Raw genomic sequence first — 13,262 nt, 5'->3', positions numbered from 1 at the left:
GAAGGGGAGCGGGCTCATGGCGACGCCGGAAATCGAGGCGTTGAGCCGGCGGATCGCCGTGCTCGAAGCGCAACTCGCAGCCCTGATGCAGGCGGTCAATGTCGGGCGTGGCGGCACTGTCGCGATCACCGCCCCGGCCGGGCTCTCGATCACGGTCGGCGGCACCTGCACCATCAATGTCGGTGCCGAGCTGGCGCTCACGGTCGGCAGCAATTTTCGCACGGCGGTCGGCTCGGCCTATGTCGTCAATGTCGGCGCCGCCATGCGGACTACCGCGGGAACCAGCATCGGCGTTTTCGCCGGCACTGCGCTGACCATGAACGCCAATCGCGAGATCAGCCTGGCGACGCGGGCCTTCGAGGTCGCAGCCGCCGTCAGCATCGATCTCGACAGCAGCAAGGATTTCGAGATCGCCAGCGGCAAGTCGCTCGCGGTCAAGGCTGCCGACGCCATTCTGCTCGACGCAGGCTCGGCCGAGCTCGACCTGAAGAAGGACGGTTCTGTCGATCTCAAGGGCAAGGACGTGAGCATCCGGGCGAGCGGCAAGATCAACGTCACGGCGAGCTCTGACGTCGTGATCAAAGGCTCGAAGATCAAGCAGAACTGAGGCTCGGCTCAGTCGCCGCCGCCACCGCCGCAGCCGCCACCATCGCCTCCGCCGCTATCGCCGCCTCCACCATCGGAGCTGCCGCTGTCGCCGAAGCCGCTGGTGCCGCCGTCGAATGACGAGCTGGAGAAGTCGCCGCCGCATTGCGTGCCGCGGTCGCCATTGCGCCTGAGCGCCTCGCAATCGGGCGTGTAGACGAAGCCGTTCGCGATCTTGAGCTTGGTGTCGAGCGCAAACAGCAGCGGAAGGCGCGTCGGGCGGATCGGGTCGATGTTTTCGTCGCGGCAGCAATGCCACCAGACGCGGCGCAGCGCAGAATTGTCGCTGGGCGCGCCCTCTCGCAAGGCGACCGCCGGCGTGTGGTGCAGGAAGCGTCCGAAGGCCTGGTTGCAGAAGCGGCCATAGTCGCGGGTGTAGAGGATGAACTCGTGCCAGAGATCGTCCGCGACCTGCGAGGGCATCGCGACCTCGCGTCGCCCGGAGTTGAGATAGGCCAGGAAGAACTGCCGCAGGCCTTCGGAGACCAGCGCCGTCTCCTTGCGGGTGAAGCCGGGATGGTGGGCGCCCAGCTTGTCGAGCAGTCCGCTTGGCCAGGGGTAGCGGCGGATGAACTCGGCCCGGCGCAAACGCTTGTAAGAGGCGAGCGCATTGCCCGCGACGAGCAGGAGAACGACCGCCACCATCATGCGGATGATGATGGCGGCGGCGCTCATTGCTCTGCCCCGTCAGTGTGCCTGCGGCGTCGCCTGCTTCGGCTCGGCCGGCTTCTTCTTGCTGCCGAGCGAGGCGAGCCAGCGCACCACGACGTAGAACACCGGTGTGAACAGCAAGCCGAACAAGGTCACGCCGATCATGCCGGAGAACACCGCAACGCCGAGCACCTGGCGCATCTCGGCGCCGGCGCCGATCGAGATCGTCAGCGGCAGCACGCCGAGGATGAAGGCGAGCGAGGTCATCAGGATCGGCCGCAGCCGGGTCCTGGCCGCGGCGATCGCCGCATCGCGCCGGCTCATACCCTCGTCCTCGGCCTGCTTGGCGAATTCGACGATCAGGATCGCGTTCTTCGCTGCGAGGCCGACGAGCACGACCAGGCCGATGTCGACCAGCACGTTGCGGTCGAAGTTCTGGTAGTCGACGCCGACCATGGCCGCGAGGATACACATCGGCACGATCAGGATGACCGCCAGCGGCAGGGTCCAGCTTTCGTACAGCGCCGCCAGCAGCAGGAAGACGAAGACGACGGCGAGGCCGAAGGCGATGATCGCGGTATTGCCGGCGAGCTTTTCCTGCAGCGCGATCTCGGTCCATTCGAAGCCGAACCCGGCCGGCAGGACCTGGCTCGCGATCTTCTCCACCGCCGCGATGCCCTGGCCGGTCGAGTAGCCGCGCGCCATCGACAGCTGCACTTCGGCCGCCGGATAGAGATTGTAGCGCGGCACGCGATAGGCGCCGGTCGTGTCGGAGAAGGTCGCGACCGAGCCGATCGGCACCATCTCGCCGTCGGCATTGCGCGTCTTCAGATCGGCGACGTCGCGGATGTCGAGCCGGTTGGGGTTGTCGGCCTGGGCCGTGACGCGGAAGGTGCGGCCGAGGATGTTGAAGTCGTTGACATAGGCCGAGCCCATATAGACCGACAGCGTCTCGAAAATGCGGGTCACGGGCACACCGAGCATTTCGGCCTTGGTCCGGTCGATATCGGCGTAGACCTGCGGCGTCCTGGTCGAGAACAGCGTGAAGGGCTGCTGGATGCCCGCTGTCTGGCCGGCCGTTCCGGCCACCGCCCAGGTCGCGGCTTCCAGTGCGGGCAGCCCGCGTCCGCCACGATCCTGGACATAGCCCTTGAGACCGCCGCCGCTGCCGATGCCCGGAACCGCTGGCGGCTCGATGATCAGCGCGAACGCCTCGCCGATCCCGAACAGCTGGGTGCGCAGATCGTTCAGGATGGCCTGGGTGGTGAGACCGGCCTTGGCGCGCTCCCGGAAGTCGGAGAGCGTGACGAAGGCGACGCCGGCATTGGGCGCGAGCGTGAAGGTCGCGCCGTCGAGGCCGGCGAAGGCGACGGCATGGGCGACGCCCGGCCGCGACAGCAGGATATCGGTCGCCTTGCGGATGACCGCGTCGGTTCGCGGCAGCGACGAGCCCGGCGGCAGCTGGAACACGGCGATGAAGTAGCCGCGGTCGAGCTGCGGGACGAGGCCGGTCGGGATGGCGGCGAGGCGCTGGCCAGCAACGGCGATCAGCGCGGCATAGACCAGCAGCATGATGACGCCGAAGCGGATCAGGCGCGAGGTCACAGCGCCGTAGGCGCGCGAGAGCCAGTCGAAGCCCTTGTTGAAATACTTGAAGAACCAGCGCAGCGGCGCGCTCAGAACCGCAAGAAAGCCTTTCGGCTCATCATGGCTATGCGGCTTCAGCAGGATCGCGGCAAGGGCCGGCGACAGCGTCAGCGAGACGAAGCAGGAGATCGCCGTGGAGGCTGCGATCGTCACCGCGAACTGCTGGTAGAACGTGCCTTGCAGGCCGGTGATGAAGGCGGTCGGGATGAACACGGCGCAGAGGACCAGCGCGATCGCGAGCAGGGCGCCGCCGACCTCGTCCATGGTCTTGTGGGCCGCGTCCACGGCGCTCATGCCTTGCGCCAGATAGCGCTCGACGTTCTCGACAACGACGATCGCGTCGTCGACGACGATGCCGATCGCCAGCACCAGCGCCAGCAGCGAGATCGTGTTGAAGGAGATGCCGACCGCGCTCATCACCAGGAAGGTGCCGACCAGCGAGACCGGGATCGCGATGATCGGGATGATCGCGGCGCGCCAGGTCTGCAGGAACAGGATCACGACGATCACGACGAGCACCACCGCCTCGAACAGCGTCGTCACCACGGCCGAGACCGATTCCCGGATGAACTCGGTCGGGTTGTAGACGATGGTGTATTCGACGCCGGCCGGGAAGTTTGCCGACAGCGTCTTCATCGTCCGGATGAGTGCGTCGGAGGCCGCGAGCGCATTCGTGCCGGGGCGCTGGAACACGCCGATCGCGACGGCTTCCTTGTTGTCGAGATAGGAGTTCGAGAGATAGTCCTGCGCGCCGAGCTCGACGCGGGCGATGTCACGCACGCGGATCGTGCCGCCATCGGCGTCGGAGCGGACGACGATGTTGTAGAATTCGTCGATGCTGGTCAGGCGGCCGAGCGTGTTGACCGAGAGCTGGAAGGCGCCGTCCGACGTCGCCGGCGGCTGGTTGATCGCGCCCGCTGCGACCTGGATGTTGGCGGCGCGGATCGCAGCGACGACGTCGCCGGCGGTCAGGTTGCGGGCCGCGACCTTGGCCGGATCGAGCCAGACACGCATCGAATAGTCGCGCGCGCCGAAGACCTGCACGTCGCCGACGCCCTCGACGCGGGTCAGCACGTCCTTGACGTTGAGTGTCGTGTAGTTCGAGACGTATTGCTGGTCGCGCGAGCCGTCCGGCGACAGCATGTGGATGACCATCAGGAAGTCCGGCGAGGCCTTGCGGACCTGCAGGCCGAGCGCGCGCACCTCCTGCGGCAGGCGCGGCTCGGCGGCCGAGACGCGGTTCTGCACCAGCACCTGGGCCTGGTCGACATCGGTGCCGGCCTTGAAGACCACGTTGATCGTCACGCGCCCGTCGCCGGTCGACTGCGACGAGATGTAGAGCATGTCGTCGACGCCGTTGACCTCCTGCTCGATCGGCGCCGCCACCGTCGAGGCGACGACCTCGGCCGAGGCGCCCGGATAGTTCGCGGTGATCGTGACGGTCGGCGGGGCGATCTCGGGATACTCAGCGATCGGCAGCGTGCGCAGCGTGATGGCGCCGGCGATCGTCAGCAGCACCGAGAGCACGGTCGCGAAGATCGGCCGGTCGATGAAGAAATGGGCGAAGCGGAACATGCGATGGTCCTGGCCGTAAGCAATTCCAGGAAAAGTGGAGGACCCGTTTTCCTGGAGTTGCGGCGAACACGAAGGCTGGGCAGGGCGGACAGAGGATGCCGTCCGCTCTCGATGCGGCCGTCAGGCCGTCAGTTGGCGGCGGCGGCCTTGATCTCGGTCGGCTGCGGCGTCACCGCGACGCCCGGGCGCACCATCGGGTTGGCGATGCCCGTCACGATCACCTTGTCGCCCGGCTCGAGCCCCTTGGTGATGACACGCAGCCCGTCGCTGATCGCGCCGAGCTGAACCGGCTTCGGCACGACCTTGTTCTCAGCGCCGACCGTGAGCACGATCTTGTTGGCCTGGTCGGAGACGATCACCGAGTCCGGCACCAGCAGGGCATCGGCTTCGCCGGCGAACAGCCGCAGCCGCCCGAAGGTGCCAGGCGTCAACAGGCCGTCCGGATTCGGGAAGACGGCGCGAGTGCGGATCGTTGCCGAGCGGGCGTTCAGCGCGTTGTCGACGAAGTCGATCTTGCCTTCGCGGTCCCATTTGGTTTCGCTCGAAAGCCGCACGCGAACCGGCGTGCCGGGCTTGCGCAGATCCTGCGACTGCGAATAGCGAAGATAGTCGGCCTCGGAAGCGTCGAAGACGAACTTGATCGGATCGACCGCCACGATGGTGGTCAGCAGCGTCGCGCCAGACTGGCCGCCGGCGATCAGGTTGCCCTGGTCGACGCGTCGGTTCGAGACGCGGCCGGCCAGCGGCGCGCGTACCTGCGTCCATTCGAGGTTGAGCTCGGCTGTCTTCAGATTGGCCTCGGCCGCCTGCTGGCTGGCGATCGCACCGTTGAGGTTGGCGCGGCGCTGGTCGATGTCGCGGGCGGTGATGGTGCGGTTCTGCGTCAGCGCCTCGGCGCGCTCGACCTCGTTCTGGTTGAGGTCGACCTGCGCCTTGGCGCGCGCCACCTCGGCCCGCGCGGCATCGACGGCGAGCTTGTAGGGCCGCTGGTCGATGGTGAACAGCAAGTCGCCCGACTTGACCAGGTCGCCGTCGCGGAAATGCACCGAATCGAGGAAGCCGGAGACGCGGGCGCGGACCTCGACCTGGTCGCTGGCCTCGAAGCGGCCGGTGAACTCGTCCCAGTTGGTGACGCGCTTGGCGAGCGGGGTCGCGACGGTGACCGGCGGGGCCGGCGGCGCACCTTGCGCAAGAGCCTCGGCGGACAGGGCCGGAAGCAGGACCGCCAGGGCTGCGAGGGCCCGGCTGGAGCGGCGGATCATGTGAAACTCCGAAAAAGCGGGCGCGGCGCAACCTTCACGGTTTCCGGCCAAAGCGCAACAACTCCATCAGACTGACGATTGTCAAGTTTCTTCACTCGACATTTCGGCGTAATTTTCACGCTGGCGGCTCATTGTCGCCGCAAGACCACGTGAGCCGACCGTGAACAGGTGCTTGCTGGCGGCGGGCCGAAGCTCTACCTGAGGGACGCGCGCGCAAGCGTCAGCAGCCAACACCGCATGGAAGTCGTCTCATGAATGCGCATGTCCGTCCCGCCGACCCGAAGAAGTTGATCAAGGGTGCGACCGGCGACTGGGAAATCGTGATCGGCCTCGAGATCCATGCGCAGGTCACCTCGAACGCCAAGCTGTTCTCGGGCTCATCGACCGCTTTCGGCGGCGAGCCGAACGCCCATGTCAGCCTTGTCGACGCGGCGATGCCGGGCATGCTGCCGGTGATCAACGAGGAATGCGTTCGCCAGGCGGTCCGCACCGGGCTCGGCCTCAACGCCCAGATCAACAAGCGCTCGGTCTTCGACCGCAAGAACTATTTCTATCCCGACCTGCCGCAGGGCTACCAGATCAGCCAGTACAAGCACCCCGTCGTCGGCGAGGGCGAGATCGCGGTCGACCTGTCGCCGACCGAGCAGATCACCGTCGGCATCGAGCGTCTGCATCTGGAGCAGGATGCGGGCAAGTCGATGCACGACCAGCATCCGACCATGAGCTTCGTCGACCTCAACCGCTCTGGTGTGGCGCTGATGGAGATCGTCTCCAAGCCGGATCTGCGCTCGGCCGACGAGGCCAAGGCCTATGTCTCCAAGCTGCGCACCATCCTGCGCTATATCGGCTCCTGCGACGGCGACATGGAGAAGGGCAATCTGCGCGCCGACGTCAACGTCTCCGTGCGCAAGCCGGGCGCGCCCTTCGGTACGCGCTGCGAGATCAAGAACGTCAACTCGATCCGCTTCATCGGCCAGGCGATCGAGGTCGAGGCCCGCCGCCAGATCGGCATCCTCGAGGATGGCGGCACGATCGACCAGGAAACCCGGCTCTACGATCCCGGCAAGGGCGAGACCCGATCGCTGCGCTCCAAGGAAGAAGCGCACGACTATCGCTATTTCCCCGATCCGGACCTGCTGCCGCTCGAATTCGACGACGCCTTCATCGCCGAGCTGAAGGCGCATCTGCCCGAGCTGCCCGACGCCAAGAAGGCTCGCTTCATCGCCGAATACGGGCTCTCGCCCTATGACGCCTCGGTGCTCGTCGCCGAGCGCGACCAGGCCGACTACTTCGAGGCCGTGGCGAAAGGCCGCGACGGCAAGGCTGCTGCCAACTGGGTGATCAACGAGCTCTTCGGCCGCCTGAACAAGGAAGGCAAGGACGTCTCGGCCTCGCCGGTCTCGGCGGCGCAGCTCGGTGGCCTCGTCGACCTGATCGGCGAGGGCGTGATCTCCGGCAAGATCGCCAAGGACCTGTTCGAGATCCTCTGGTCCGAGGGTGGCGATCCGCGCGAGATCGTCGAGGCCCGCGGCATGAAGCAGGTCACCGACACCGGCGCGATCGAGAAGGCGGTCGACGAGATCATCGCCGCCAACCCGGACAAGGTCGAGCAGGTCAAGGCGAAGCCGACCATGCTGGGCTGGTTCGTCGGCCAGGCGATGAAGGCCTCGGGCGGCAAGGCCAACCCGCAGGCGCTGAACGAGATCCTGAAGAAGAAATTAGGCATCGAGTGACGCAGAAGGACTTGATTATCCGCGATGCGCTCGCCGCCGATTTGCCGGCGGTCCGCTCGCTTTTGGTCGAGACCTGGCACGACACCTATGACGGCATCTATGGCTGGCGCCGCGTCGCCGAGATCACCAATGCCTGGCATTCGCTCGACGCGCTGAATGCCCAGCTCGGCCGCGACAGCGGCGTGTTTCTGATCGCTCTGTTGGGCGAGGAGATCGTCGGCACCGCCTCGGCCCGCCGCGAGCCCGACCGGGCAGCGATGCTGACGCGGCTCTATGTCTCGCCGGCCCGGCAGGGCGCGGGCATCGGGCGCACGCTCCTGCAGGTCGCGCTCGCCTGCTTTCCGGACGCTCCGGTGGCGCGGCTGGAGGTCGAGAGTCAGAACGAGCTCGCGATCGCCTTCTACGAGCGCATGGGCTTCTTCCTGCAGCGCCAGGCCCGCTTCGACGGGCGCGAGGACACGCCTAATACGCTGATCATGGCCAAGCGCCTGGTGATGATCTGACAGCTTCCACGGAGATGACGATGACCAAGACCGCCGCTCTTTCCGGCGTCACCATGCGCGAGGCTCGCCGCGACGATGCCGCACGCATCGCCTGGCTGATCATGCAGGGATCCGCCACGCAGACCCGCAGCGATGCCGAGATCGCGCAGGAGGCAGCTCATCCGTCCTATCTCGATGCCTTCGACGAGGTCGCTGCCAGCCCATACAACACGCTCTTTGTCGCCGAGCTCGACGGTGAGGTGGTCGGCACGCTGCAGGTCACGTTGATCCCTGGCCTGATCAATCGCGGCCGCAAGCGTGCCAAGCTCGAAAGCGTCCATGTCGATCCGGCCCTGCGCGGCCGGCGCATTGGCGAAGCAATGGTCGCCCATGCGGTCGACTTCGCCCGAAAGAACGGCGCCGGTCTGGTCGAGCTCACCTCGAACAAGGCGCGCGAGGCGGCGCATCGCTTCTATCGCCGCCTCGGCTTCGACCAGAGCCATGAGGGCTTCAAGCTCGAGCTGTGACGGCGCGGCCCGCATGCCGCGCCCGCGCCGGGCGCGCAGGCCAGGTTCTTACAGGAGCGCCGGTCGAGACCTAGATGTCCGGGCGACCCGCAACAACCCGCGAGGACTGGGACAATGGCAGCAGTGCAGGGCAAGCCGATCGATCTCCATTACTGGCCGACGCCGAACGGCTGGAAGATCACCATCATGCTCGAGGAAACCGGGCTGCCCTACAATGTGATTCCCGTGAACATCGGCAAGGGCGACCAGTTCAAGCCGGAGTTCCTGGCGATCTCGCCGAACAACCGCATGCCGGCGATCGTCGATCCCGAGGGGCCGGACGGCAAGCCGATCTCGGTCTTCGAATCCGGCGCGATCCTGCAATACCTCGGCCGCAAGACCGGAAAGTTCTACCCGAAGGACGAGCGCGGCCGTGTCGCCGTCGATGAATGGCTGTTCTGGCAGATGGGCGGCTTCGGCCCGATGCTCGGCCAGACCCATCACTTCCGCATCTATGCGCCCGAGAAGGTGCCCTACGCGATCGACCGCTACACCAACGAGGCGAACCGCCTCTACGGCGTGCTGAACCGGCGCCTCGAAGGCCGCGACTATATCTGCGACGACTATTCGATCGCCGACATGGCCTGCGTCGGCTGGGCCCGCGGCTGGGAGCGCCAGGGCCAGGACATCAAGCAGTTTCCCAATGTCGGGCGCTGGCTCGAGACGATGCTGGCGCGGCCCGCCGTGCAGCGCGGCCTCAAGGTTGCCGAGGAGCTGCGCAACCCGGCCGGCATCTCGACGCCGGAGGAAAAGGCAGTCCTGTTCGGCCAGAAGGCGCGTTGAGCGGCTGAACGAGCGCTGCGGTCATTCTCCTCACAAGGGCTTGCATGGCGGAGAGGGCGAGCCCGCAATGACGGGTAAGCAATGCTCATCGCCGCCGAATCGGCGATAACCACCGCATGATCTCGCGCGCCTTCATCGCCGGTTGCCTCGGCACGAGCCTCTCCCCCGACGAGCGGGCCTTCTTCCGCGACGCGCGGCCCTGGGGCTTCATCCTGTTCAAGCGGAATACGCAGGATCCGGCGCAAGTGGCTGCGCTGACGGCGCAGATGCGCGATTGTGTCGGCTGGCAGGCGCCGATCCTGATCGACCAGGAGGGCGGGCGGGTGCAGCGCATGGGCCCGCCGCACTGGCCGCCCTATCCGCCGGCGCTCGCCTTCCTCGCCATCAACGACCCCGTGCAGCAGCGCGAGATCGTCCGGCTCTCGGCGCGCCTGATGGCGCATGATCTCAAAAGCGTCGGCATCGATGTCGACTGCCTGCCGGTGCTCGACGTTCCCGTCGCCGGCAGCCATGACGTGATCGGCAACCGCGCCTATGCCCGCGATCCCGCCATGGTGGCGACGCTCGGCCGCGCGGCGGCCGAGGGGCTCTTGGCCGGCGGTGTGCTGCCGGTGATCAAGCACATGCCTGGTCATGGGCGCGCCAAGGCCGACAGCCATCACGACCTGCCGGTGGTCGAAGCCAGCCTCGACGAGTTGCGCGCCCATGATTTCCGTCCGTTCCGGCATCTCGCCGACATGCCGCTGGCGATGACGGCGCATGTCGTCTTCACCGCGCTCGACAAGCGCCGGCCGGCGACGATCTCGCGGAAGATTGTCAGAGAGATCATGCGTGGCGAGCTCGGCTATGACGGGCTGATCATGACCGACGACATCTCCATGAAGGCGCTCTCAGGTTCGTTCGAGGAGAAGGCCAAGGCGGCGGTCCGCGCCGGCGTCGACGTGGTGCTGCACTGCCATGGCGTCATGGAGGAGATGGTCGCGATCGCCGGCACCGTTCCGGAGATGACCGGCCAGCGCGCCCGCCGCGCCGCGATGGCGCTGGCGCGGATCCGGCATGAGCCCGAGCCGCTCGATGTGGACAGCACCCGCGCGCAGCTTGCCAGCGCCCTTGCTTTGGGCGGCGGTTAGGCTGATTCTCTGCCCGGGGTTGTGGCTCCGCCGATCCGGCGGGGCACGTCATGGGGAATTGGCCATCGATGGCCGCTGAGCTGCCATTCCAGGAGGACGGCACGCCGGAACGCGCGTCCGGCGAACCCTCGCTCGTGATCGACGTCGACGGTTATGAAGGGCCGCTCGATCTGCTGCTCGATCTCGCGCGGCGCCAGAAGGTCGATCTCGCCCGCATCTCGATCCTGGCGCTGGCCGAGCAATATCTCTCCTTCATCGAAACGGCGCGGGCGCTGCGGCTCGAACTCGCCGCCGACTATCTGGTGATGGCGGCGTGGCTTGCCTACCTCAAGTCGCGCATGCTGCTGCCGGAGCCGCCCAAGGGCGAGGAGCCGAGTGCGGCCGATCTCGCCACCGCGCTGGCGCTGCGCCTGAAGCGGCTGGAGACGATCCGCGCGGCGGCACAGAGGCTCGCCACCCGTGAACGGCTCGGCCGCGACGTCTTCGCCCGCGGCGAACCGGAGGTGATCGCTTCCGAGGCGCGGCCGGTCTGGGAGGCCGAACTCTATGACCTCCTGGCCGCCTATGCGCAGCAGCGCCAGAAGCGCATCCGCCAGCCGATGAGCGTCGGCCAGCGCCAGGTGCTGTCGCTGGCCGAGGCGCGCGAGGCTTTGGCGCGGCTGGTCGGGGAGGCCGGCGAATGGACCGCGATCGACGGCTATCTCACCCGCTATATGAGCAGCCATGGCCTGCCCGTCGAGACGATGAGCGCAACGGTCCGGGCCTCCTCGCTCTCGGCCATGCTGGAGATGGTGCGCGAGGGCCTGCTCGACCTGCGCCAGGATGGTGCCTTCTCGCCGCTTTATGTCCGGCGCCGCTCGGCGCGGCCGCCGACGCTCGGCCTGTGAGGCGCTGATGGCCGTCGCTGAAGCCGAACGCGAGGACGAGGAGGATTGGGATACCGACGAGGCGCTGGCGCGCGCCTGCCGCATCGTCGAGGCGTTGCTGTTTGCCTCGGTGCAGCCGCTTTTGGCCGAGGACCTCGCGAAATCGGTCCCCGCGAATGTGCCGATCGAGCGGGTCATCGCCGAATTGCAGCAGACCTACGCCCTGCGCGGGGTGACGCTGCAGCGCGTCGCCGGCGGCTATGCCTTCCGCACCGCGCCTGATCTGGCCTATTTGCTCGCGCCCGAAGCCGAGCCGCCGCGCAAGCTCTCGCGCGCCGCGCTGGAGACGCTCGCCATCATCGCCTATCACCAGCCGGTGACGCGGGCCGAGATCGAGGAGATCCGCGGCGTCGCCACTGCCAAGGGCACGCTCGACATCCTGCTCGAAGCGGGCTGGGTGCGCTTGCGCGGCCGGCGACGCTCGCCGGGGCGGCCGGTGACCTTCGGCACGACGCCGGCCTTCCTCGACCATTTCGGGCTCGACCGCATCGACGATCTGCCGGGGCTGGAGGAATTGAAGGGCGCCGGTTTCATCGAGGGGCGCCTCGCCAAGGACCTCACCGTGCCGGTGCCCGACGACGATCCGGGCCTGCGGGACGACGAGGACCCGCTCGGCGACCTGTTCACGCCGCTTGACGACGGCGACGCCAGCTAGCACAGCGCAGGGAGATTGAGCCCGGCGGGCCGGCAGGAGAACGACTTGGCTCGGACCGAAAGCAGGATGCGCTGGCTGGGGTGGGGACGGCGCGGCACAGCCGGCGCCGCGATCCCGATGGCGCTCGGCTTCGACGGCGTCACCCAGCGATTCGGTGCGGTGACGGCACTCGACAATGTCTCGCTCAGCGTCGCGCCGGGCGAGATCGTCGCTTTGCTCGGCCATTCCGGCTGCGGCAAGACGACGCTGCTACGCCTTGCCGCCGGGGTTGAGCGGCCGAGTTCCGGGCATGTCCTGCTCGAAGGGCGCGACGTCTCCTCGCCGGCTCACTTCGTCGAGCCGGAGGCGAGGGGGGTCGGCCTCGTCTTCCAGGATTACGCGCTCTTCCCGCATCTTTCGGTGCGCGAGAATGTCCGCTTTGGCCTGCGCGGCTATGGCAATGCCGAAGCCGACGCGACGGCGCTGCGCGCCATCGCCCGCGTCGGCCTCGCCGACCTCGCCGAGGCCTATCCGCACATGCTTTCCGGCGGCGAGCAGCAGCGTGTGGCCCTGGCGCGCGCAGTGGCGCCGCGTCCAGGCGTGCTCCTGATGGACGAGCCCTTCTCCAATCTCGATCGCCGCCTGCGCGACGCAGTGCGCGACGAGACGATGGCGCTGCTGCAGGAGATCGGCGCGACTTCGATCATCGTGACGCATGATCCTGAGGATGCGATGCGCGTCGCCGACCGGATCGTGCTGATGCGGCAGGGACGGATCGTCCAGGCCGGAACGGGCGAGGAGCTCTACCGCAAGCCCGCCAGCCTCTTTGCCGCCCGATTTTTTTGCGATCTTACCGAGATCGAGACGGTCGTGCGCAACGGCGAGGTCGATACGCCGCTTGGCCGCTTTCCGGCGCCGGGCCTGCCGGACGGAGCCGCGGTGCTCGCTATCCGCCCCCAGGCGATCAGGCTGGTTCCGAAAGGGTTCTGCCTGCCGGCGCGGGTGGTGACGCGGCGTTTCCTCGGCGAGGTCGACCATATCGAGCTCGCGGTCGATGGCATCGACAAGCCGCTGATGGCGCGCTTGCCGACGCGGCGGGATTTCGTCGCCGAGGGCGAGGATGTCGGTATCGATATTACGATGGACGAAGTCCTTGTGTTCCCTGTAGGGGACACCTAGTTTCCGGCACAAGCATCTGGCCCCTCGGGACAAGTCGGGCCGCGCGTTC

General features: G+C 67.3%; 12 protein-coding genes. 9 read left to right on the top strand and 3 right to left on the bottom strand.

The genetic code is table 11. The annotated features are described in order from the left end of the window. The first annotated feature begins 16 nt into the window (after window positions 1-16). Window positions 17-607, top strand: coding sequence for a DUF2345 domain-containing protein (locus BMZ69_RS12440; protein WP_092156956.1), 591 nt, complete (start codon window positions 17-19; stop codon window positions 605-607). A gap of 8 nt (window positions 608-615) precedes the next feature. On the opposite strand, the gene BMZ69_RS12435 is transcribed toward BMZ69_RS12440, so the two are convergent. The 3 genes from BMZ69_RS12435 to BMZ69_RS12425 all read right to left on the bottom strand — a co-directional run bounded on the left by BMZ69_RS12435 (window position 616) and on the right by BMZ69_RS12425 (window position 5,780). Next, entirely contained in the window at window positions 616-1,320 is a 705-nt protein-coding gene (locus BMZ69_RS12435; protein WP_244543339.1) for a glycine-rich domain-containing protein, read from the bottom strand. 12 nt (window positions 1,321-1,332) lie between these two features. After that, a complete protein-coding gene (locus BMZ69_RS12430) occupies window positions 1,333-4,518 on the bottom strand; it encodes an efflux RND transporter permease subunit (RefSeq protein WP_092156955.1) in 3,186 nt (1,061 codons plus the stop codon). Between the two features lie 128 nt (window positions 4,519-4,646). Continuing rightward, window positions 4,647-5,780, bottom strand: coding sequence for an efflux RND transporter periplasmic adaptor subunit (locus BMZ69_RS12425; RefSeq protein WP_092156954.1), 1,134 nt, complete (start codon window positions 5,778-5,780; stop codon window positions 4,647-4,649). A 251-nt stretch (window positions 5,781-6,031) separates the two neighbouring features. Here BMZ69_RS12425 and gatB point away from each other — a divergent pair, with 251 nt between their 5' ends. From gatB to BMZ69_RS12385, 8 genes are all read left to right on the top strand, one after another. Beyond that, window positions 6,032-7,513 (top strand): Asp-tRNA(Asn)/Glu-tRNA(Gln) amidotransferase subunit GatB, encoded by a 1,482-nt coding sequence (gene gatB, locus BMZ69_RS12420; protein WP_092156953.1) that lies wholly within the window; start codon window positions 6,032-6,034, stop codon window positions 7,511-7,513. Further along, the gene (locus BMZ69_RS12415) at window positions 7,510-8,016 is read left to right on the top strand and encodes a GNAT family N-acetyltransferase (RefSeq protein WP_175506778.1); all 507 of its coding nucleotides are present in this window, start codon (window positions 7,510-7,512) and stop codon (window positions 8,014-8,016) included. The genes gatB and BMZ69_RS12415 overlap by 4 nt, the downstream gene beginning before the upstream one ends. A gap of 20 nt (window positions 8,017-8,036) precedes the next feature. Beyond that, entirely contained in the window at window positions 8,037-8,522 is a 486-nt protein-coding gene (locus BMZ69_RS12410) for a GNAT family N-acetyltransferase (RefSeq protein WP_175506777.1), read from the top strand. Between the two features lie 114 nt (window positions 8,523-8,636). Then, a complete protein-coding gene (locus BMZ69_RS12405; RefSeq protein ID WP_092156950.1) occupies window positions 8,637-9,344 on the top strand; it encodes a glutathione S-transferase N-terminal domain-containing protein in 708 nt (235 codons plus the stop codon). 116 nt (window positions 9,345-9,460) lie between these two features. Further along, on the top strand, window positions 9,461-10,474 hold the full coding sequence (gene nagZ, locus BMZ69_RS12400; protein WP_092156949.1) for a beta-N-acetylhexosaminidase: 1,014 nt from the start codon (window positions 9,461-9,463) through the stop codon (window positions 10,472-10,474). Window positions 10,475-10,542: 68 nt separating this feature from the next. Next, window positions 10,543-11,361 (top strand): segregation and condensation protein A, encoded by an 819-nt coding sequence (locus BMZ69_RS12395; protein ID WP_092156948.1) that lies wholly within the window; start codon window positions 10,543-10,545, stop codon window positions 11,359-11,361. 7 nt (window positions 11,362-11,368) lie between these two features. Next, window positions 11,369-12,055: an SMC-Scp complex subunit ScpB gene (scpB, locus tag BMZ69_RS12390; RefSeq protein WP_092157120.1), complete on the top strand. Its 687-nt coding sequence runs from the start codon at window positions 11,369-11,371 to the stop codon at window positions 12,053-12,055. Between the two features lie 117 nt (window positions 12,056-12,172). Then, window positions 12,173-13,213 (top strand): ABC transporter ATP-binding protein, encoded by a 1,041-nt coding sequence (locus BMZ69_RS12385; RefSeq protein WP_092157119.1) that lies wholly within the window; start codon window positions 12,173-12,175, stop codon window positions 13,211-13,213. Window positions 13,214-13,262 lie beyond the last annotated feature (49 nt).

It is taken from the genome of Allobosea sp. CRIB-10 (assembly GCF_900112185.1).
GTDB lineage: Bacteria > Pseudomonadota > Alphaproteobacteria > Rhizobiales > Beijerinckiaceae > Allobosea.
Note: the sequence above shows the minus strand (reverse complement) of the source record. Positions and strands in the feature narration are given on the sequence as shown.